Annotated in this window: 21 protein-coding genes and 1 riboswitch; of the genes, 10 read left to right on the top strand and 11 right to left on the bottom strand. The window is 44.8% G+C overall.

The features are described 5' to 3' along the window. Window positions 1-119: 119 nt before the first annotated feature. On the bottom strand, window positions 120-464 hold the full coding sequence (locus QUA80_RS07305; RefSeq protein WP_333422790.1) for a slr1659 superfamily regulator: 345 nt from the start codon (window positions 462-464) through the stop codon (window positions 120-122). Between the two features lie 567 nt (window positions 465-1,031). Between QUA80_RS07305 and cynS the strand changes: the two genes are divergently transcribed. The 3 genes from cynS (at window position 1,032) to QUA80_RS07290 (ending at window position 3,878) form a co-directional block, all read left to right on the top strand. Then, window positions 1,032-1,475 carry a cyanase gene (cynS, locus tag QUA80_RS07300; RefSeq protein ID WP_333422788.1) on the top strand — a complete coding sequence of 148 codons (444 nt, stop codon included), beginning with the start codon at window positions 1,032-1,034 and terminating at the stop codon, window positions 1,473-1,475. A gap of 359 nt (window positions 1,476-1,834) precedes the next feature. Further along, window positions 1,835-3,214: an ATP-dependent protease ATP-binding subunit ClpX gene (gene clpX, locus QUA80_RS07295; RefSeq protein ID WP_333422786.1), complete on the top strand. Its 1,380-nt coding sequence runs from the start codon at window positions 1,835-1,837 to the stop codon at window positions 3,212-3,214. A 55-nt stretch (window positions 3,215-3,269) separates the two neighbouring features. Then, entirely contained in the window at window positions 3,270-3,878 is a 609-nt protein-coding gene (locus tag QUA80_RS07290) for a type IV pilin-like G/H family protein (protein ID WP_333422784.1), read from the top strand. Here the strand turns inward: QUA80_RS07290 and QUA80_RS07285 are convergent. Together QUA80_RS07285 and QUA80_RS07280 are read right to left on the bottom strand one after the other, a co-directional pair. After that, entirely contained in the window at window positions 3,870-5,144 is a 1,275-nt protein-coding gene (locus tag QUA80_RS07285; protein WP_333422782.1) for a serine/threonine-protein kinase, read from the bottom strand. The genes QUA80_RS07290 and QUA80_RS07285 overlap by 9 nt on opposite strands. A gap of 87 nt (window positions 5,145-5,231) precedes the next feature. Beyond that, the gene (locus tag QUA80_RS07280) at window positions 5,232-7,211 is read right to left on the bottom strand and encodes a serine/threonine-protein kinase (RefSeq protein ID WP_333422779.1); all 1,980 of its coding nucleotides are present in this window, start codon (window positions 7,209-7,211) and stop codon (window positions 5,232-5,234) included. Window positions 7,212-7,542: 331 nt separating this feature from the next. Next, a riboswitch (cobalamin riboswitch) is annotated at window positions 7,543-7,689 on the top strand. Between the two features lie 22 nt (window positions 7,690-7,711). Between QUA80_RS07280 and QUA80_RS07275 the strand changes: the two genes are divergently transcribed. The 4 genes from QUA80_RS07275 (at window position 7,712) to QUA80_RS07260 (ending at window position 11,861) form a co-directional block, all read left to right on the top strand. Next, the gene (locus tag QUA80_RS07275) at window positions 7,712-8,122 is read left to right on the top strand and encodes a DUF1636 domain-containing protein (protein ID WP_333422777.1); all 411 of its coding nucleotides are present in this window, start codon (window positions 7,712-7,714) and stop codon (window positions 8,120-8,122) included. 263 nt (window positions 8,123-8,385) lie between these two features. Next, window positions 8,386-9,420 carry a cobalamin biosynthesis protein CobW gene (gene cobW / locus QUA80_RS07270; RefSeq protein ID WP_333422775.1) on the top strand — a complete coding sequence of 345 codons (1,035 nt, stop codon included), beginning with the start codon at window positions 8,386-8,388 and terminating at the stop codon, window positions 9,418-9,420. Window positions 9,421-9,601: 181 nt separating this feature from the next. Further along, window positions 9,602-10,573, top strand: coding sequence for a GTP-binding protein (locus QUA80_RS07265; protein ID WP_333422773.1), 972 nt, complete (start codon window positions 9,602-9,604; stop codon window positions 10,571-10,573). A 190-nt stretch (window positions 10,574-10,763) separates the two neighbouring features. Then, entirely contained in the window at window positions 10,764-11,861 is a 1,098-nt protein-coding gene (locus QUA80_RS07260) for a WD40 repeat domain-containing protein (protein ID WP_333422771.1), read from the top strand. A gap of 76 nt (window positions 11,862-11,937) precedes the next feature. Here the strand turns inward: QUA80_RS07260 and QUA80_RS07255 are convergent, their stop codons facing one another. Continuing rightward, window positions 11,938-12,774 carry a metal ABC transporter permease gene (locus QUA80_RS07255; protein ID WP_333422769.1) on the bottom strand — a complete coding sequence of 279 codons (837 nt, stop codon included), beginning with the start codon at window positions 12,772-12,774 and terminating at the stop codon, window positions 11,938-11,940. Window positions 12,775-12,833: 59 nt separating this feature from the next. On the opposite strand from QUA80_RS07255, the gene QUA80_RS07250 reads away from it, so the two are divergent. Further along, window positions 12,834-13,076 carry a hypothetical protein gene (locus QUA80_RS07250; RefSeq protein WP_333422767.1) on the top strand — a complete coding sequence of 81 codons (243 nt, stop codon included), beginning with the start codon at window positions 12,834-12,836 and terminating at the stop codon, window positions 13,074-13,076. Between the two features lie 18 nt (window positions 13,077-13,094). Here QUA80_RS07250 and QUA80_RS07245 read toward each other — a convergent pair whose 3' ends face one another. Continuing rightward, complete coding sequence (locus QUA80_RS07245) at window positions 13,095-13,814, bottom strand: metal ABC transporter ATP-binding protein (RefSeq protein ID WP_333422766.1); 720 nt, start codon at window positions 13,812-13,814, stop codon at window positions 13,095-13,097. Window positions 13,815-13,904: 90 nt separating this feature from the next. Between QUA80_RS07245 and QUA80_RS07240 the strand changes: the two genes are divergently transcribed. Then, window positions 13,905-14,981 (top strand): metal ABC transporter solute-binding protein, Zn/Mn family, encoded by a 1,077-nt coding sequence (locus QUA80_RS07240; protein ID WP_333422764.1) that lies wholly within the window; start codon window positions 13,905-13,907, stop codon window positions 14,979-14,981. Window positions 14,982-15,090: 109 nt separating this feature from the next. On the opposite strand, the gene QUA80_RS07235 is transcribed toward QUA80_RS07240, so the two are convergent. Continuing rightward, entirely contained in the window at window positions 15,091-15,351 is a 261-nt protein-coding gene (locus QUA80_RS07235; RefSeq protein ID WP_333422762.1) for a DUF7219 family protein, read from the bottom strand. Between the two features lie 286 nt (window positions 15,352-15,637). Next, complete coding sequence (locus tag QUA80_RS07230; RefSeq protein WP_333422760.1) at window positions 15,638-15,805, bottom strand: metallothionein; 168 nt, start codon at window positions 15,803-15,805, stop codon at window positions 15,638-15,640. A 146-nt stretch (window positions 15,806-15,951) separates the two neighbouring features. On the opposite strand from QUA80_RS07230, the gene QUA80_RS07225 reads away from it, so the two are divergent. After that, on the top strand, window positions 15,952-16,359 hold the full coding sequence (locus QUA80_RS07225) for a metalloregulator ArsR/SmtB family transcription factor (RefSeq protein ID WP_333422759.1): 408 nt from the start codon (window positions 15,952-15,954) through the stop codon (window positions 16,357-16,359). A 2-nt stretch (window positions 16,360-16,361) separates the two neighbouring features. On the opposite strand, the gene QUA80_RS07220 is transcribed toward QUA80_RS07225, so the two are convergent. From QUA80_RS07220 to QUA80_RS07205, 4 genes are all read right to left on the bottom strand, one after another. Beyond that, window positions 16,362-16,562 carry a heavy-metal-associated domain-containing protein gene (locus tag QUA80_RS07220; RefSeq protein ID WP_333422757.1) on the bottom strand — a complete coding sequence of 67 codons (201 nt, stop codon included), beginning with the start codon at window positions 16,560-16,562 and terminating at the stop codon, window positions 16,362-16,364. A gap of 147 nt (window positions 16,563-16,709) precedes the next feature. Then, a complete protein-coding gene (aroF, locus tag QUA80_RS07215) occupies window positions 16,710-17,561 on the bottom strand; it encodes a 3-deoxy-7-phosphoheptulonate synthase (RefSeq protein ID WP_333422755.1) in 852 nt (283 codons plus the stop codon). A gap of 620 nt (window positions 17,562-18,181) precedes the next feature. Next, window positions 18,182-18,946 (bottom strand): sulfotransferase domain-containing protein, encoded by a 765-nt coding sequence (locus QUA80_RS07210; RefSeq protein ID WP_333422754.1) that lies wholly within the window; start codon window positions 18,944-18,946, stop codon window positions 18,182-18,184. Between the two features lie 1,096 nt (window positions 18,947-20,042). After that, the gene (locus QUA80_RS07205; RefSeq protein ID WP_333238241.1) at window positions 20,043-20,504 is read right to left on the bottom strand and encodes a VOC family protein; all 462 of its coding nucleotides are present in this window, start codon (window positions 20,502-20,504) and stop codon (window positions 20,043-20,045) included. Window positions 20,505-20,606: the final 102 nt, after the last annotated feature.

Below are 20,606 nucleotides of genomic sequence, written 5' to 3'. Positions count from 1 at the left end.
GTTGAGAGTTTTTTTGCGATTTGGTGGTAACTGAACTGTGACTTATTCCCATTAACTTGGGCCGCCCTTATCTTGGTGCTCGGATTTAGCCTGCACAGATTTTTACCTTTTTCGATTTACTATTCTAATTCTAAGTGCAAGGAAGGCATCAGCCGCTGCAAGTTCTTGAGGGATTTTCCCTGCCAGGGTATGTGTTTAGAGCCTTTTATGGCGATTTTAATATTTTTTTGCTGGCGCACTTTGATGACAAATTTTGAGACAATGTTAATTCCAGAACTATTTAAAAATTCTAGCTTTCGCAGGTCTAGAGTAATTGTGTTTGGCGAGGATTCAGCCACTTCGTTGAGCAGATCGACGATCGGCGTGTATTCTTCCATCTGGCTGAGCCGGAACGAGCCGCAGCAGGTCACTGTTTGGGTAGCGCGATCGTACAGGATGGTGTAATCTTTGGTCTGAATCTCCATACTTTTGTCAGTTGCCGGTTGTCAGAGGTAAAGGGGCTTTGGCTGTGGGAGCGAAGATTGAGCTTCAGGCTAGCACGATAAAAATTCTGCCGCTTGCCGACTGCCTTTCCCTGTGTAACTTCTACTACATATACTGCTAACTGTACCATTGCCCCAGGGCAGTAATGAGTTATTTTGGGATTTATCAGTTGTGATACCCGTTGAAAAAAAGAATGCAACTGTTGAGTAGCTCTCAACCCTGGCAGTCATCAGTCGTTGCCAATCTAAAATCTACAATCTAAAATCTAAAATTGTATGAGTTGTGGGGGGTTGATGAGGGAGCATGTCAATGAAAGCAGCCAAGCTAGAAATCTCTGTTTTGAGGCTCTCTTGCTGCGAGGCAAGAGGCAGAAGGAAGGAGCCAGAACCAGTGTTTTTACAAATATGAGATGCTCCCGTTGATGAGAGCTGCTTTTGCTGAAGTTGCGAGTTATCAATTCTGTTTTTTTCTCAGCTTGGTATTGACAAAATCACCAAAATATGAGAAATATTTCACATCTGGCACAGTAGTTAGTTGGAGAATATTTAATGGCAATTTCAGAAATCACAGAAAAGCTTTTGGCTGCTAAAAAAGCTAAGGGAATTAGTTTTACCGACTTGGAAAAAGTTTTGAGTCGCGACGAAGTTTGGATTGCGGCGGTTTTTTACCGTCAAGCAACCGCATCTGAAGATGAAGCCGAGAAAATTGTCTCGGCTTTGGGACTAGACAGTCAGACGGCTGCGGTTCTCTGTGAACCTCCGTTAAAAGGTTCTTTGGATGCCTCCGTTCCAGTTGACCCTTTGATTTATCGCTTCTATGAAATTATGCAGGTTTACGGGATGCCGCTCAAAGCAGTGATACACGAAAAATTTGGTGACGGGATTATGAGCGCGATCGACTTTACTTTGGATGTCGAGAAAGAAGCAGACCCAAAAGGCGATCGAGTGAAAATAATTATGTCGGGAAAATTTTTGGAATACAAAAAATGGTAAGCCCCTGCCACTTTACCTTCAAGTGAAAATAAAAAATTCAAATTTGCTCGCATGACTGATGACTAATGACTAAAGCCTCAAAAGTGTTAAGTTAGAAATAGAGATCGCGAAGCTTGACTCCGCCAAAAAACGGAGACAAGCTCCCGACTTAAGTCGTGCAGATCCCCAAATTTTAGACCCTAGTTCAGCTCCAAAATTCATCTGTGGAGTAAATCTAAAATCTAAAATCTAAAATCTAAAATCGACTGACTGGCTTGGGTGTCCGATCGGGAAACCTTTCTAGGGCAAAGCTAAAGTCGATCGCGCGGCAACTTCCCCAGTCGAAACAAGCAACCGCAACCGTAAAGTAAGAGGCAAATATGTCAAAATATGACTCCCATCTGAGATGCTCCTTTTGCGGCAAGTCGCAAGAGTACGTCCGCAAGTTAATAGCTGGGCCCGGCGTCTACATTTGCGATGAATGCGTGGAACTGTGCAATGAAATTTTAGAGGAGGAGTTCTTTGACTCCAGCAAAACAATTGGTCAACAGATTCCCCAATCAGAGGTGCGAGAGTCTCAGGGACAAGGAACGCGGCGTCCGGGTCGATCGAATAAATCGAAAATTGTTTTAGGTCAAATTCCAAAACCGACAGAAATCAAGCAGCATTTAGACAACCACGTCATCGGCCAGCACTCAGCAAAAAAAGTCCTTTCTGTAGCAGTTTACAACCACTACAAGCGCTTGAGCGTCGATCAAGCTAAAGATAGCGACAAGTCTTCCCCCGACAGCGATGTCGAACTGCAAAAATCCAACATCATGCTAGTGGGCCCCACAGGTTGCGGTAAAACTTTGTTAGCGCAAAGTTTGGCGCAAATGCTCGAAGTCCCTTTTGCTGTAGCGGATGCGACGACGCTGACAGAAGCTGGATATGTCGGGGACGATGTAGAAAATATCTTGCTGCGGCTGTTGCAAATGTCCGATTTTGATGTGGAATCGGCGCAGCGGGGCATTATTTATATTGATGAAATTGACAAGATTGCTCGCAAAAGCGAAAACACTTCGATTACAAGGGATGTATCGGGAGAAGGAGTGCAGCAAGCGCTGCTAAAAATGTTGGAAGGAACGGTGGTTAACGTGCCCCCGCAAGGCGGCCGCAAACATCCTTACCAAGATTTTATTCAAGTTGACACTAGCAAAATTCTATTTATTTGCGGCGGTGCTTTTGTCGGTTTGGAAAAAATAGTTGAACAGCGTTTGGGTAAAAAATCTTTGGGCTTTATTCAGCCAACAGAAAGCGACAGCAACTCGACTTTGCCTGCGAAAGACAAGCGGGCCGCTGATATTTTGCAGCAGGTACAGCCGGACGATTTAGTCAAGTTTGGTTTGATTCCTGAGTTTGTCGGGCGGATTCCGGTGGTAACGGTAATTTCGCCGCTGGATGAAGCAGCTTTGATGCAGATATTGACCGAGCCCCGAAATGCGCTGGTGAAGCAGTATCAAAAGCTGTTGAAGATGGACAGCGTGGAGTTGGAATTTCAGCCGGAAGCGCTGCGGGCGATCGCCCAGGAGGCCTATCGACGCAAAACCGGCGCGAGAGCTCTCCGCAGCATTTTAGAAGAGTTAATGCTGGATGTGATGTACGAGTTGCCTTCTCGCAAGGATGTGGCTAACTGTATGATTACTCCTGAAATGGTCGAGAAGCGATCGACTGCTGAATTGCTGTGGCATCCCGCATGGAGGCAGCACGAAACAGCATAATTTGTAATCTGTAGGGTGCTTGTGGCGCACCCTACAAGCTTGGCAAATTTACTTTATGACAGTTAAAAAAATGTCAACAGATATAGATAAAACAAGTAAAAAAATCAGATTTTTAGTATCCAGTGTGCTGGTACGGACTGTAATTTACAGCGGTTTTATGGCTGGCCTACTAGCATCTTTTTACAATTTCAAACTTAACACTATTAAAATCTTAAGTAGTGGCAAATCTTGGGCAGCAGAATCAGATATGGCTTCGATCAATAAAGCGCAGAAAGATTACTATGCCAAAAATAACAAATTTAGTGATTCCCTGGAAGGGTTGGGTCTACAAGGTGGCGGCAGAGATAACTACAGGCGTCAAATTCAGTCATCATTAATTAAGCCAGTTCAAACGTTGGAGAATAAGCGCGAACCAGCACAATTTGAAACCGCGATCGCGATTGCTATACCTATGGATTACTCTATGGAAGGGGAAAAAGACTACGGTGCAGTATACATAGGAGCAGTATTTGCTTTCAAAAAAGATGTTAGCAATCAACTAACAACTATTTCAGCCATCTGCCAAAGCGAGCCGGAAAAGGAGGGCTATCGAAGCAATCCGACGCAGCCCACTTTTGACGGCACAGAAATTCACTGCCCGCCCGGTACACATATTTTAAGGTAATACCTTTAAACTATTTTGCGCCATTCTTTGATTGTCTAAATAAAATTTAAACTTCCAATTCCCAGGCTTGGCATCCTTTGTAAAATTGTACCCGCACCAAGTATTTAGTCGATCTGCCGTTGTTCTTAAACGAGATATACCCTGGGCTGCCAATTTTCCTTGAGAGTCAAATACCCTACAAATACCTTCATATTCTCCCTTTGACAAGTTAGTGACACTGACAGCAAAATAGACTTTCTGCTGTTTTTTTAAAGACACAAAATCTATAATTTGTTTGGATTTTAGTTCGCTAGTTAACATCACTTGAGTCACAGGTTTTAAATTCTGTTGGCTGGTTTCTGGTTGGGATTTAACTACTTGTTGAAGTTCAGGATATTTCAGGATAAACTGGAGAAAAATAGCAGCACTTGCTGTCAACACTCCGATTGATATCAGTGCAAGTTTTGATTTTTTAGGCTGGCGAACTACCTCCAGGGAAATTAAATCATTGAGGGCTGCATCTGCAGAAGCATAGCGGTGTTTGAAATTCGGTTCCACCATTTTTTGCAGCCAGTCAAGAAATTCTGGAGTTAGCTGCGGTAAGCTATGTTTAAAATTAATCCGCCCCGTGTCGTCCATAAAGCTGCCAATTTCGGTAGAATTGATGCCGGTTAGCAAGCAAATTAGCGTGGCGCCGAGGCTGTATAAATCGGATGCGACTGTTAGCTGGCGGTTGAACATTTGTTCTGGCGGCATAAAGCCCAACGTGCCTTTGACAACGCTGCTGGCAGCGACTTCTCCCCCCCCGATTCTAGCAAATCCGAAATCGACAAGGCTGACATTGAGGCGATCGTCCACCAAGATATTTTCCGGCTTTAAATCTCGGTGGATAACTGGCGGCACCCGGTTTTGCAGGTATTTGAGTATTTCTAACACAGAGATAGCAATTTGCTTGGTTTTCTGCGGTGTTTGCTGCAGCGAAGTTGCCAGGGAATTAGCATTTTTGTATTCCTGCACCATGCAGAAACCCGATGCAGTTTGGAAAGAATCTAAATAACGGGGGATGTTGGGGTTATCGAGTGCCCGCAAAATCTGAATTTCTTTTTCATAAGCTTGGTATTCCGCCCAATTAGCACCAGTCTGGGCAAATTGAAATTGTTTGACAACAACGGAACGTTTGGTATTAATTTCGGTAGCGAGATAGGTAACTCTCCCGCCCGCGCGGTTGTGGCCGAGTTCGCGAGTTACTTGATAGCCGTAATTGGAAAAATCAGGAAAATCATTCATAGCTTGGCAATCACAACTTCAGTTCCAAAAAGGTTTGTAGTAAGGACTTCAGTCCTCAAAAAATCAGTAAAACAAGCGAGCAATTATTTAAGGTTTAATTAAACTTGCTTGTAATTTGCGATAATTAGCAATAATTCTCTTCGGCTTAAAAACAATCATCTCAAGTAATGGAATAGCCGTGACAGCTAAAGAGGCGATTGTCGCTCCTCCTACAGCTACTATTTCCATTGGTTCAACCCATTCTCGTTGAGTGACAACGTTTAAAAACAGTCGAAATGCTACTAGCAAGCTAGTACAAAATCCAGAAAATAGAAATTTTCTTTTGTTGAGATCTATGTTAATAATTCTTCTCAGGGTAGTCTGCTCGTCAATCGGATTATGAAAAATCGTATAAACTATCATGCAACACCAATTGGTTAGCAAAATAAAAAATGCGGACCAGGAACCCTCACCCTCGATCATTGCCCCGAGAATAACCAATGCAAATAATAAAAATTGCAGGATAATAGCCAGAGTCATAGCCAAAGCCCTATTCATCATACTTCCAAGTGCAGCTCCACATAAACTAAAGAATATCGGCGCAATTACCATCCAGAGCGAGGCAGCAATTGATAGAATTGTATTGTTCGATTTGGGGAAATTACCAACAACTTCAATAAAAACAGACAGACCCAAAAAATATAATAAAATTAATCCTATTAGCGCTCCAAATAATCCTCCTACCCAAGTTTTTTTATTTCCATTTGATTCGGCTAAGAGCGTGATTTCAGCAACTGCAAATCCATAGACTAAGCTCATAATAATACCGAAAGCAATGTCATAGGCGTCGCCCCTGTTAAAGAGAAAGCCGAATAACACCAAGCAGCAGATAAAAATCAGGTTGCCTTTAGACAATAAAGTAGTTAGTTCTGGTATAGGGAGGGGAGCTGTTGTGACTTTGATTTTGAGTTTATAAGTGTCGGGGTCAGAATTAGTATGCAAGATTATATAGCGCTCATAAGCTTGACTTGCCAGCAATTGTTTGGTATCAACTAGGATTTGGCAAGCAACATTATTGCTATCAAATTTCTGCGGCTCAAACGAGATCCAATGGTGGTCGTAAGGTGTGTGTGGCGGGTCGTTCGGATGGGCGGCAACTTCCCATCTGCCCGCAAGCATTGTATCTGGAATTGGGTTGCTAATTTCGATTATTTCTTTTATTGTTTCTCCCAATTCTGTAGCGGTTAATTCCAGGCGATCGCGATTACTTCTGACTTTCGGCAAGCGGGTAACATCGAGAGATTGCAGAACGGCTAAAGCATCAGCCGCTGACTTGTATCGGTCTTGCAGTCTCGGTGCTACCATCCTTTCCAGCCAGTTCATCCAACCCTGCTGCAACGGCGGTACTAAATGCCGATAATGAATGCTATAATTAGCATCGATCAAGTTGCCGACATCCGCAGATTTCGTACCAGTTAACAAGCAAATCAGCGTTATCCCCAAGCCGTAAAGATCCGAGGCTTTGGTTAATTCTCGGTTAAACATTTGTTCCGGCGGCATGAATCCCATCGTGCCTTTGACGACGCTGCTAGCCGCGATATTTCCACCTCCTAGCCGCGCAAAACCGAAGTCTACTAAATAAACATTGAGTTCGTCATCTATTAACAAGTTTTCTGGCTTGATGTCGCGGTGAATTATCGGCGGTTTCTGAGCTTGCAGGTCAACTAAAATTTCTAAAGTGGCGATCGCAATTTGCTTGATATCCGGCGGCGAAAAAGTCCGCGCGACAGCAGATTCGGCATTTTTGTATTCCTGCACCATGCAGAAACCGCTGTCAGTTTGAAAAGAATCGAGATAGCGGGGAATGCCCGGGAAATCCAGTTTTTGCAAAACTTTAATTTCTTGTTCGTAAGCTTCGTATTCTGCCCAGCTAGCACCTAATTGGGCAAATTGAAATTGCTTAATTACAACTAATTTTTGAGTATTTGTATTTTTCGCTAAGTATGTAACTCGGCCGCCGAGACTGTTGTGTCCGAGTTCTTTTTCAATCTGATAGCCCTGAGTGGAAAAATCGGAGAATGCGTTCATATAGTTTGTAGTAATTTTATTGTGGGAGGGGATTCTAGCCCGTCATTAACAGGCATCTTGCCTGTTCCACAAAAAGTTATGTTTTTTGGGATGGGTTTCTATCCTGTCAGCAACAGGCAAGATGCCTGTTCCACAAAGAGTTATTTTTTTTGTGGGGTTATATCCTGTCAGGAACAGGCAAGATGCCTGTTCCACAAAGAGTTATGTTTTTTGGGATGGGTTTCTATCCTGTCAGCAACAGGCAAGATGCCTGTTCCACAAAGAGTTATTTTTTTTTGATGAATCGACATTACCAACATAACTTTTTTCCAAAAAGGCGGCAAGTGCGGTATGATGTGATTTCGCGATCGGTTCTAGCGGGGAGCAGCCGTTAGAGGAAACGGGGAAAGTTCGGTGCAAGTCCGGCGCTGTCCCGCAACTGTAATGAAACCCTTGTGGTTTCTAAAGTCAGAATGCCCGCCGATATCTAACTCACTTTTGAACGCATCTGCGAGGTACGGATGATGGATGGAATTAACACGGCTGTACGCACCAAGCACAGTCTATTTGTTTGCACTGCTTGCGCTAGTGTTTGGAAAAACGGCAAGCGAGAAGGCAAAAGCGGCGGTCAACAATTCATGGAAAATTTGTCGCAACTCGCTAAAGATTGGGAGTTTTCGGATAAATTTGAGATTCAAGAGGTTGAGTGCATGAGTGCTTGCAGTCACTCTTGTGCGGTGTCTTTTGCTGCTGTTGGAAAGTACACTTATCTGTTTGGCGATTTACCAGCAAATGAGTCGGAAAGCGTCGAGGCTGTACTCGAATGCGCGGGTCAATACTATGCTAAACCAGACGGTTTGTTGCCTTGGTCTGAGCGTCCTCAAGCTCTGAAAAAAGGTGTTTTAGCAAAGATTCCGCCGCTGGGAAGTTAAGCTCTTTCCTTCCAGGCTTTGCCCATCGGGGATAACTAAAGCCACCAATCTGCCAGGGACTTAAGTCCCTGGCTAATAGCGAAAGTCCTCTAAAGAGGACTGAGAATAAAAATTTTAAACTCATTAGTCCTCTTGAGAGGACTTTCGCTTTGAGGCAGGGGTTTAAACCCCTGCCGGACTGTCGGTTTAACGAGTTTCCTGTCAGCAATTGACTGACCCAAAATTGAAAGATATTCAATCACACTACAACAACTAAATTATCAATGCACAAAATTCCTGTTACTGTCATCACTGGTTTTCTCGGTAGCGGCAAAACTACCTTAATTCGCCACTTATTGCAAAATAATCAAGGTCGCCGCATTGCTGTTCTGGTTAACGAATTTGGCGAAATCGGAATTGACGGAGAATTGCTGCGCGATTGCCAAGTTTGCGACGAAGAAGAAAATGTTAACAGCAAGATTGTTGAACTAACAAATGGTTGTCTTTGCTGCACTGTTCAAGAGGAATTCTTGCCGACTATGCAGGAATTGTTGAAGCGCAGAGAACAAATTGATTGTATCTTAATTGAGACTTCTGGCCTCGCACTTCCTAAACCTTTGATTCAAGCTTTTCGCTGGCCGGAAATTCGCACGGGTGCTACTGTAGACGGTGTGGTTGCTGTTGTCGATTGCGAAGCTATTGCTAGCGGTTCTTTTGTCGGTGATATCGATGCTTTGATGGCACAGCAGCAGGCTGATTCTAGTTTAGATCACGAAACTCCGATCGAGGAATTGTTTGAAGACCAGTTAGCCTGTGCCGATATGGTACTTTTAACGAAGGTCGATCGCGTAGATGCAGAAACTCACCAGAAAGTCCAAAGCTGGTTGCAGCAAGAGTTGCGTCCGAGTGTAAAAATTGTGCCTTGCAAAGGTGGCGAAATTAACCCTGATGTGCTCATGGGATTTAATGCGGCGGTTGAGGATGATTTGGAGTCTCGCCCGAGTCACCACGATACTGAGGAGGAACACGAACACGATGATGATATTAACTCGACTTACTTTATTGCCGATCGCGAATTTGAACCTGAAGCTTTGGTCAAAAAACTGCAATCCTTGATGCAGCAGGAGGAAATTTATCGGATTAAAGGGTTTGTGGCGGTTCCCAAGAAACCGATGAGGATGGTGTTGCAAGGTGTGGGCTCGCGCATAGAATATTTTTACGATCGTCCTTGGCAACCTTCTGAACTCCGCCAAACCAAATTAGTGCTGATCGGTCGAGAGCTAGAACGCGATCGAATTGCAGCTATAATTAACAACTAATTGTCATCTGAGAGGGGCGGGTTGATGGATATTTTGAATTGCAGCAAATATTATTGGCAAACTCGCTCCTCCAAGCTCTCACGAACAATTTATTAACATTATTTAATATTGTGACCGCTGCCAGCAAGTTTGGTATAAAATAGCGATAATGGTTATCATTGTACAATAATCGAGGTCAAGTATGGTGACTGCTGGGGCGATCGAATCAGTTCCTGTTACCGTTCTCACGGGTTATCTCGGCGCAGGCAAAACTACGCTACTGAACCGCATTTTAACACAGGAACACGGCAAAAAAGTTGCAGTCATCGTCAACGAATTCGGCGAAGTAGGCATCGACAACCAACTGATAATTGATGCCGACGAAGAAATTTTCGAGATGAACAACGGCTGCATTTGCTGTACAGTCCGAGGCGATTTAATTCGGATTATCGGCAACTTGATGAAGCGGCGAGACAAATTCGACCACATAGTCATCGAAACAACAGGTTTAGCCGACCCCGCACCCGTAATTCAAACCTTTTTTGTAGACGAAGATATGCGGGAAAAATTGCTGCTAGACGCAGTTGTCACCGTAGTCGATGCCAAGCACATCTGGCAGCACTGGGACGCAGACGAAGCTCAAGAACAAATTGCATTTGCCGATGTAGTTTTGCTCAACAAAACTGATTTAGTGACTGAGGAAGAATTGGCAGAATTAGAAAAGCGAATTCGCGCCATGAATGCAATGGCAAAAATTCACCGCACCCGCAACGCTGAATTACAAATGGATGCTTTGTTGGGCGTCAAAGCATTTGATTTGAACCGGGCATTAGAAATCGAGCCCGACTTTTTGGGCGAGCACGATCACGAACACGACGAAACTGTTACTTCGGTAGCAATAGTAGAATCCGGTGCTATTGACGGCAACAAATTTAGCGATTGGATTGAGGAATTGTTGCGAACTCAAGGGCCGAATATCTTTCGTACAAAAGGCATTTTGAATGTCGCCGGAGACAACAAGCGATTTGTTTTTCAAGGAGTACACATGGTGTTCGACGGCAGGCCCGATCGACCTTGGAAGGCTACAGAAACTCCGAAAAACGAGCTGGTATTCATCGGTCGCGACTTAAACGAAAATCAATTGCGAGAGGATTTCCGTAAATGCCTGGTTTAACTGGCATCTTGAAGCATTTTTAATAAGCCTTTTAGGAACAGGTAAGATACCCGTTCCACAAGAATAAAATTCATCTCTTGTGGAACGGAACAGGCTTTCCGGCCTGTTCCACAAAAAGAAAATTCATCTCTTGTGGAACGGGCATCTTGCCCGTTCTTAAGAAGAGTACAACATCTCAGATTCAATAAATATGGGTAACGAAAAGACAAATAAAAGTGAACAAACCCTAGAAATTCATGCCGAAGCAATGCTGTCTGACTACGTAACTGCTGTTACGTGGTCGCCTGACGGCACAACTTTAGCAGTCTGTTCCGCTGCGGGCGAGGTGATGCTAGCAGCAGTAGGGGCAGTTAATGAATTGTCATTGCAAACGCTACAAACTGCCACGGGTAAATCAGCAGATTGCTTGTCTTTTTCCCGCGACAGTCAATTCCTAGCTGCTGGCGGACAAGACGGAAAAGTGCGAATTTGGCGCGTTAATTCTGGAGAATTAATTGCTGATTTGGATAACCAGCGCGTCTGGGTTGATAAGTTAGCTTGGAGTCCCAACTGCAACCAGTTAGCTTTTAGTATGGGCCGCTGCGTTCAAGTCTGGAATGCTGAGGATAATGTTGTTGAAGTAACGCTGAATTTCGACTCATCATCTATCCTCGATTTAGCATGGCATCCTATGGTTCAATATCTGGCAGTTAGCGGCTATCAAGGCGTCAAAGTTTGGCATGGCGAAGACTGGGACGAAGACCCGGAAATTTTATCAGTACCCTCTGCAACAGGTGCAATTGCTTGGTCGCCACAAGGGGAATATTTAGCTTGTGGCAATATGGACAACACTCTAATTGTTAATGAATGGGGCAATTTTGAACCGTGGGTAATGCAGGGTTTTCCGGGGAAAGTTCGGGAGTTAGCTTGGTCGGATAAAACTAATTACTTGGGTGCGCCTTTGTTAGCTGCTGCGAGTTCCGAAGGGATTTCAGTGTGGGAAAAACACGCTGATGAAAGTGTCGGTTGGGATTCTTGGGCGTTAGAAGTGCATGAAAAAGTTGTAAATGCGATCGCCTTTCAACCTACCACATTTTTATTAGCTTCCGCAGCCGAAGACGGTCAAGTTTGTTTGTGGTACGAAGCAGAACAATTGCTGCAAATTCTAGAAGGTGCAGAGGACGGTTTTTCCTGTCTCGCATGGCATCCCGAAGGCCAGTTTCTCGCCGCTGGCGGCTGTGGAGGCGAATTGCTGGTTTGGTCAAAGTCTATGCGCGGCAAAGAGTTCGGGCTCAGCAAGCTGTTATAAGTAGGGTGTTAAATTACTTTTTGCGTAAGTAAGCCTAAAAAACGCACAACAGATAGAGCCTGTGCGTCTAGGAGTGTTATCCTCTCTTTCTTGTCAAAATCCCTTGACTGGGACTGAACAGCAAAGCTACTAAAAACAACCCAAACACAACTAATACAATTGCCGCACCAGACGGCATATTCAAATAATAGCTGATATACATACCTGTCACGCTAGCTGTAATCCCAATCATTGCTCCCAATCCCATCATTAAATGCAGCTCTTTTACCAACAAATACGCCGTAATTCCCGGCCCGATTAACAGCGAAATTACTAACAGCGCTCCCACAGTTTGCAAACTCGCAACAATCGTCAGCGTAATCGCCGAAATCATCCCGAAATAAATCCAGTTTACAGGCAAACCGGACGCTTGCGCCCCCAGCGGGTCAAAAGTATAGAATAGCAGTTCTTTGTAAAGGAGTTTAACCGCTACCAAAATTATCAAAGTTATGACAAAAGTCTGCTGCACGTCAGCAGGTGCAACTGACAAGATATTCCCGAACAGAAACCCGTCTAGGTCTAATTTTGTTGTCCGCAACAAGCTAATCAAGGTGACGCTAATTGCTAAAAATGTAGACAAAATTAATGCCATAACGGCATCAACTTTAAGGCGCGATTGCGATTGAATCCACGCCATAATTACCGCGCTGATGATTCCCGATATAAACGCGCCGATCGAAATATTGAAACCTAAAGAAAAAGCCACCGGCAATCCTGCTAATACTGAATGGGCAATCATGTCAATCATCATTCCCATTTGCTGTACAATTAAATAGGAGCCAACAACGGCGCAGAGAATTCCTAGCAAAATTCCGACGGCGATCGCATTTCGCATGAACTCGAATTGTAGCGGCTCAATTAGTAGGTTTAACATTGAATTAGGTCAATAATAGGATTTTTTCAACTACAATCAACTACACAGGCGGGACGCCCGTGCCACAATCAACTACACAGGCGGGACGCCCGTGCCACAATCAACTCCACAGGCGGGATGCCCGTGCCACAATCAACTCCACAGGCGGGACGCCCGTGCCACAATCAACTCCACAGGCGGGATGCCCGTGCCACAATCAACTCCACAGGCGGGATGCCCGTGCCACAATCAACTCCACAGGCGGGACGCCCCTGCCACAATCAACTCCACAGGCGGGACGCCCCTGCCACAATCTATTTTAAAGATCAATTTTTTTTTGCTTACGCTGAAACTAAACTTAAATCGTATCCATAGGCTTTTTGAATATTGGCTGCGGTGAGGACTTCCCGGCAGGAACCAGTTGCAATTAACTGCTTATTTAGCAATAATAAATTGTCGTACTGTTTTAAAGTTTCGCCTAAGTCGTGGCTGACGACTAACAAGGTTTTATTTTCCGATTTTAGTTCGGCAAAAATATCAAAAATAATTTCTTCTGTTGCTTTGTCGATCGCGTTAAAAGGCTCGTCGAAGAAGAATAAATCGGCTTGTTGGGCGATCGACCTTGCTAAGAAAATCCGCTGCTGCTGCCCGCCAGATAGTTCGCCAATTTGCCGATCGCGCAAATCCCACATTCCCACCCGCAGCAAAGCAGCTTTCACCAATTCTTGGGACTGCTTCGAGGGACTGCGAAACCAACCAGCCTGGACGGTTCGTGCCATCATCACCGCATTCCACACCGTAATCGGATAATCCCAGTCAATTTGCGATCGCTGCGGCACGTAAGCCACCCGCGACAACTGTTCCTTCAGCAACCGCCCCTGATATTTCACCAAACCCCGACAGGTGGGGATCAATCCCAGCATCGCTTTCACCATCGTGCTTTTCCCCGCGCCGTTGGGGCCGAACACACCAGTTAATTGCCCCGATTCTAACTGGAAATTCACGCTGTTGAGGGCCGAAATTCCTCGATAATTGACAGCTAAGTCTTGCACTTCTAACATAATTCGAGATTTTGAGAACGATTCTTGTTCGTACCTACTAGAATAGGATAACTCGAAAAAGCAATAACGATTATCGTTCCAAAGGTAAAAATGTTAAAGAAGTTGCCTGGAAAAACCCGCAGATTTTGCGGTGCGGCTGTTTTGGCAATTGGCTGCGGACTGGTTGGGTGCAGTGGAGGACAGAACGCAACCAATCCGGCGCCAGAGAGTCCCGCCGCAACTCAAAGTCAAGCCAGTCGGGCCGCCAATTTGCCCAAAGTCGTCGCCACGACTGGCGTTATCTGCAACATAACTAAAGAAATTGCTCAAAGTTCGATCGACACCATCTGTCTGATAGAGCCCGGAGAAGACCCCCACGCCTATCAAACCAAGCCGGAAGACCGCAAAGCGATTGAAACAGCAAATCTGATTTTATACGGCGGCTACAACCACGAACCCAGCATCATTAAGTTAATTGAATCCAGCAGTAATTCCGCGCCCAAAATCGCCGTACACGAACTCGCAGTTCCCAAACCGCTGATGGGCGAACACGAGCACGAACACGGTGAAGAGAAAGCCCAAAACAAATCCCATGCAGAAGGCGAAAAAGTCCCTGACCCTCACGTTTGGCATAACCCTCAAAATGGCATCCGCATGGTAGAAACAATTCGGGATAAATTGATCGAAGTTTCCCCCACCAATGCTCAACTTTTTACAAAAAATGCAGCAAGCTTAACAGATGAGTTGCAAAAAATAGATACTTGGATAAAAGCTCAAATTGCGACTGTTCCAGCTCAAAAACGCAAGTTAGTAACAACTCACGATGCTCTGACTTACTATGCCGATGCTTACGGTTTGGAGATTGCTGGAGCTTTGCAGGGTGTGACGACAGAGGAACAGCCCACCGCAGCAAGAATTGCCAATTTATCCTCAGAAATTAAGACCGCAGGAGTGCCGACAATTTTTGCCGAAACTACAACTAATCCGAAGTTGATGGAGACTGTGGCGAGGGAGGCAAATGTCAAAATTTCGGACAAGGAACTTTACAGCGACGAGTTGGGCGGCCCCGGCACTGGTGCTGATACATATCAGGGAATGCTGAAAACAAATACTTGCGCGATTACTTCTGGCCTCGGCGGTAATTGTACTGCCTTTGCAGGAGAAGCAACACCAACTCCCAAACCGTAGACTTTGTAGGGTGCAGCAACCACCTTACATTTGCTGGGTACGCAGCAAAACGCAGCGCTCGCAATCGCAGGGGTTTTCGACGGCTAACGCTGCGTTTGCTTCGATGGCTTTAGGGTGAATTTTCCCCATCGGTGTTGGGGGGTTTTTGCCCAATTCCCAATTGCTTCTTAGAGGATTTTAAGTCTTTCCAAAGCGCTTTAATATCTTTATAGGCTTTCTCAGAGCTAATTTTTCCCCCAGTTTCCAGCGAGCAAATATAAGTTATTTTCTGAGCAAATTCCTGCAAGTTGGCATTAAACGCCAAGTTTTCTGGCGTGAAATCACCGTAGTAGCGATTGCGAGGATGTAAAAAATCTTCCCGCTCTTTCATTGCCCCCTCCTAATTTAACTTTTGGTATTCAACTTGTGGTTCGGTCTCTGCTGTTAATAGCACTATTTATAGTCAGTATAGCGACCCTAACAGGCTTATATTGTATTGCGTAAGTAGCAATTGTGCTTTTTCGCTCTCTACTGAGTCTATTAATGCAGTCTTAACCTTAAATTAGCTTTATTTTAACTTTTCTTTAACCTAAAAGCAAAAAAAATGGGAAATGCGCTGTTCGCATCTCCCTTTAGATATATTTTGCAGTTGATTAACCTTTTCTGAAGCCGAATATTTATTTGTGGCACTCGCAGCCGGTGTGGCCGCAGCCGCTGCCGTTGGGGTGGCCCTCAGCGCAAGCACTGGAACAGTATTGTTTGCCGTCTTTTTCAATGGCTTCACTGAGGCTGACAACGCACAGGCAAGAAGGACAGGCACATTTCATTTGGGTGACGGTGGTCATTGTATTTTCTCCTGGTGGATTTGTTTCTGTATGCCAATATTTGAACATATATTCAGATATTAGTCAAGGAAATGTAAAATTTTTGTTACAAAACGTTTGCCGATCGCACTAAAATGAAAATGAGAATTAAAACAAACCTGGAAAAGATGTCACCCAACTCTGCTGTTAACGGAGCGATAAGTCAGTCTTACGAACAAAACGATACACCAACGTGCGATCCATCGCACCTAGTTGACAGTTTGCGGGCAGGCGACATCCAAACACAAGTTCTCAACACCGCAAAAGCGCAGCGGATGGCAGAGTTTTTCAGTCTTTTGGGAGATGCGAACCGCCTGCGGCTGCTGTCGGTATTGGCAAAACAAGAACTGTGCGTGTGCGACTTGGCTGCGGCGTTGAATATGAGCGAGTCAGCAGTATCGCACCAGTTGCGCGCATTGCGGGCGATGCGGTTGGTAAGTTACCGCAAGGTTGGGAGACAAGTTTTTTATAGTTTACTCGATCGCCACGTTTTTGAACTTTACCAAGCAGTCGCCGAACACTTAGACGAATCCTAATATTATTCTCCTTCGATGGTGTGACCCGTAGCGACAACAGCTTGTTTAATAGATTCTTCAGAAGCTTTGGCTTCAACGGTGACAGTTTTAGCCGCTATATCCACCTTGACAGAAGCATCGGATTCAACAGTTTGGATGGCTTTGGTAATTGTATCACCGCAGCCTGGACAGACGATCGACGGAACTTTAAGTACGAGTGCCATAATAAAAGCCAAATATTGTAGATGACAGTATTGATTGTGCTTTTATTTTAATCTAATTTCGCTTTCCCAGCAAAAGTGCGCCAGAATAAATTCTGACGCTACAAAAAGTAACTCCTCAGGCGCAGAGTAATAATTAATGACTGATGACTAATGACTGATGACTAATGACTTAGTATCTGGTACGCACCGCCCAACGGCAGCGGCTACAGGTCGCAAACTAACAACTAAATCTACCATATCCGCTAAAGAAAGAGCTTGCCGCGCGTCAGAAACCGATTTTTCCGGTTGCGGGTGACACTCAACAATTAATCCGTCAGCACCGCAAGCAACCGCTGCTTTGGCGACTGGTGCGACTAATTCTCGCTTGCCGACTGCGTGAGAAGGGTCTACAATTACTGGCAAGTGAGTTAACTGTTTCAGTGCGGCGACTGCACCCAAATCTAATACGTTTCGCGTGTAATTATCGAAGCTGCGGATGCCTCTTTCGCACAGAACTACATCAGGATTTCCGTGACTGAGAATGTATTCGGCGGCCATCACAAATTCTTCAATTGTGGCTGACAAACCGCGTTTTAGCAGGACGGGTTTTCCGGCTTGACCTACTGCTTTTAGCAGCTCGAAATTTTGCATATTGCGACTTCCTATTTGCAGCATATCAGCATAGGTGACAACGGGCTCGATTTGGGCGATCGACATTACCTCTGTCACGACGGGTAAAGCGTAACGCCGGCTGACATCGGCTAAAATTTCGAGTCCCTCAATTCCCATCCCTTGGAAAGCATAGGGAGAAGTGCGGGGTTTGTAGACTCCCCCCCGCAAAGCTTGCACCGATGCTGCCGAGAGTTGGCGGGCCACTGTTTCCATTTGTTGAGAACTTTCCACGGTACAGGGGCCGCCGATTATTAACAATTCTGTGCCGCCGATAGAGACTGTTTCTGAGAGTTTGACAATTGTTTGGTGTTCGGGATGAGATTTGGTTGCGAGTTTGGCTTCTAACATGAGGGTATTTTCCTGGAAAATTAAGTGGGTGGTTGACAACAAAAAACCCGGAACTTTTAAGAGTTCCGGGTTGGTGCGAAAAGACAGCGCGACAATTTACCCAGAACTCCTGTTGGGCCAAAAATAAAAGCCGTAATACCAGTTACTGAATAATGTCATCGGTGTTTTCGCTTGTACTAGATTGGTTGTTGAGAAAAGAACTAGAAAAAACAAAACCGCAGGTGTTAATCTGCGGTTCGCCCGGATGTTCACAGTGAATTATAAATTCACTCCGGGCGAACTCTCCAGTACCAAAAATAAAAATAGCTGTTGGCTGTGAACATAGGTGAAGTGCTGCGATTTGTGGATTAAACACAATACTATTCGACAACCTAGCACAGGGAGACTGGGATGTCAAGCTATTTTTATAAAAATTTGTACGGCGGGCGGGTTTCACCAAAAATAATCGTCAATAATCCACAATCTCGTAAACCCGCCCCCACCCAACGGTAAATCGACCTCGTTTTGCGAGGAAATCAAGGTTCGTGTAGGTTATTGGTGGGGTGGGGGCGGGTTTATTTAGATTGTTTGTATTTGTTAGATATTGTTGGTAAAACCCGCCCCTACCATTCCCGAAATGATTAATCCCAGCCGAAATCTCGATCGCACAATTCGGCTAGTCTTTGGTTGTGCGATCGATAATATACTCTTAATTGCTCGTATACGGTCTCGCTGACTGAGGGATATTGATTCGAGTTGTACTTTTCGTAGGTTTCTAGTTGGTGGGGCGGCAAATCTAAGAATTCTAACACGCTATTGTATGTGCCGCAGGGATTGGCGTACAAGTCTTCGCTTTTGAGGATTAAGATTTGTTCCTCGGGAAATAGTTTCATCCAGGCTGGGAGTTGATCGGCGTAAATGCCGCGTGTTAGATAACTGTGGTGTTGGTGTTCGTAACTGTAGTAGGTTGGGCTGGCTAGGAGTTTTTCAATTTCGCCTTTGAGTCTCTCTGGTTCGCTGGCGATCGCACTTTCTAGGGACAGCGATTCGTATCCGATTTTTATATAGTAATGATAGTGGGAAATTGCGCGTTCTACAGGGTTTCTCAGCAAAGCGATGATTTTAACTTGGGGACATAAATCGTGGATTCGCTGGGGGACGCGGGGATGAAAAATATAGTAGGGGCTGGCTTCTCCTGTTAGCTGGTATTCGCCGCTTTCCGGCTGGGGAAATTGGGAATAATACCAGTCGGCGCTTTGGTCGAAGTTGAGGTCGAAATAATGGATTTCTTTTTGGGTGGCGGCGGCGATTTCGGGATGTTGGATCAGGTAATTGTACAATGATGTTGTGCCGCCTTTTTGGACGCCGATGATGATAAAATCGGGGGGGTTTGGAGTTTGTTTCATGGTTGGTGATAATATATGGATATCGGTGTCAATTTAAGCGTCGTGTCGAGCGATATAGCTTAGAGTCGAGATTAAATAGCTAAAATCGAAGTAAGTCCGCAGGGTTGTTGTTTTTTGGCAGTGATGTCAACTTAACATCAAATGTAGTAGCGGTCTGCTGTCTTAATCCAAAATCATCTAACTCCCCCCAGCGCCCTCCTCGCGGGCAGGGCTGTTTCATTCTAGCAAAATCATCAACCGTCAAAACCTATCACCGAGCCATCTTCGCCCTTCCGTTACCGATCGAAAGCTAACAACTCGGAAAAGATTCACAGCAATAGTAGTTGAGAGAATTGAAAAGTTAATCACAGGCCCAAATTAATGTAAGGGAAATTTATATTCTTAGGAGTTACGCACGGGGGGTCCAGCAACCGGGTTTTTTAACGAAAAAACTTCGTTCGCAGGAAGTAAATTACAGCATATTCCAGGTTGGTGAAGCACAGTAGCAGCTATATTGTGTGGTAACTGTTATGTAGGGGGCGTCGCTGCTCAATGGTTCAATCAAACTTGCAGATTGCAGATTGTTGTTGATGGCGAGGTGGCGCACCTTACTTAATACAATATGGTGTGTACCAAATATACATGAAATATACTGTAATAGTTTATTTTTGACAATGCAGATCCTCCCCCGTAAATACTTTGTTTGTCAGACCTCAATTCCTTAGTGTAACTGTTTAATATAAAATCTCAAATGGTATGAATATCGGTAAAATTAATCTTATGTGGATGTCTTTGTCTCTGCACTCGAATAAAATCCTTGAGTTTTGTTAGAGATTAGATTAGAAGGTGGGTATTATTAATTACCAAATTACGAGCGATTGCTATCTAATTTGCTTCAGGGCGATCGCTTTTTATTTTCCCGATTTAGTATTAGAATCAAACAGCCCTGTTTCTTAAGGGGGCGCTGGGGAGATAAGCGAACCTAATCGTCAAACAGCAGACCGATCCTACGTTTGAGCTGGTTGTGGACGCTCGTTAAATGTGAGATACTGCTACACTGACTGCGAACAGTAAATGCAGGCTGCACGCGGAACACCGAGATACAGATAGCTGCTGTTTAAACGGGATCGCAGCGGATTTCGATGATAAATCCGTCGGGATCGTAAAAGTAAATGCCGCGTCCTGTAGCGCGAGTGACGGGGCCGCTGTCGATCGCAATTTGATTTGACTTTAGCACTTCAAGAGCGCGATCGAACAAAGCCGGATCGATATCGAAGGCTAAGTGGTTGGCGCGGGTAAAAGCTTTCTCCGGGTCTGGGTTTGGCGGTTCCAAGTCCGGCTGCCAAAACAAGTCAATAACAGTGCCGTCTGGAGTGACAAAATTAGCGACTTTACCAGCGGCTACCATTTCTGTTAAAGTTGCGGGAATTTCTGCACCTGTTAGTTCGTGCAGGCCGAGAATTGTACCGTAGAAGTGGCGGGAAGCTTTCATGTCGCGCACGTTTAAAGCAATATGGTGAACGCGGCGCAAATTCCCCGGCGCGAGGGTAATTTTGACTGTGGTTTGGGTTGTTTGCATGATTGTCAATTGCGAATATTAAAATTGAATGCTTTTAGTTTTATTCGGATCGTGCCCTGGACAATCAACGTTTTAAGTTGTTAGTGAGGAATTCCTCGGGGC

It is taken from the genome of Microcoleus sp. F4-D5, from assembly GCF_036704885.1.
Classification (GTDB): Bacteria; Cyanobacteriota; Cyanobacteriia; order Cyanobacteriales; family Microcoleaceae; genus Microcoleus.
Note: the sequence above shows the minus strand (reverse complement) of the source record. Positions and strands in the feature narration are given on the sequence as shown.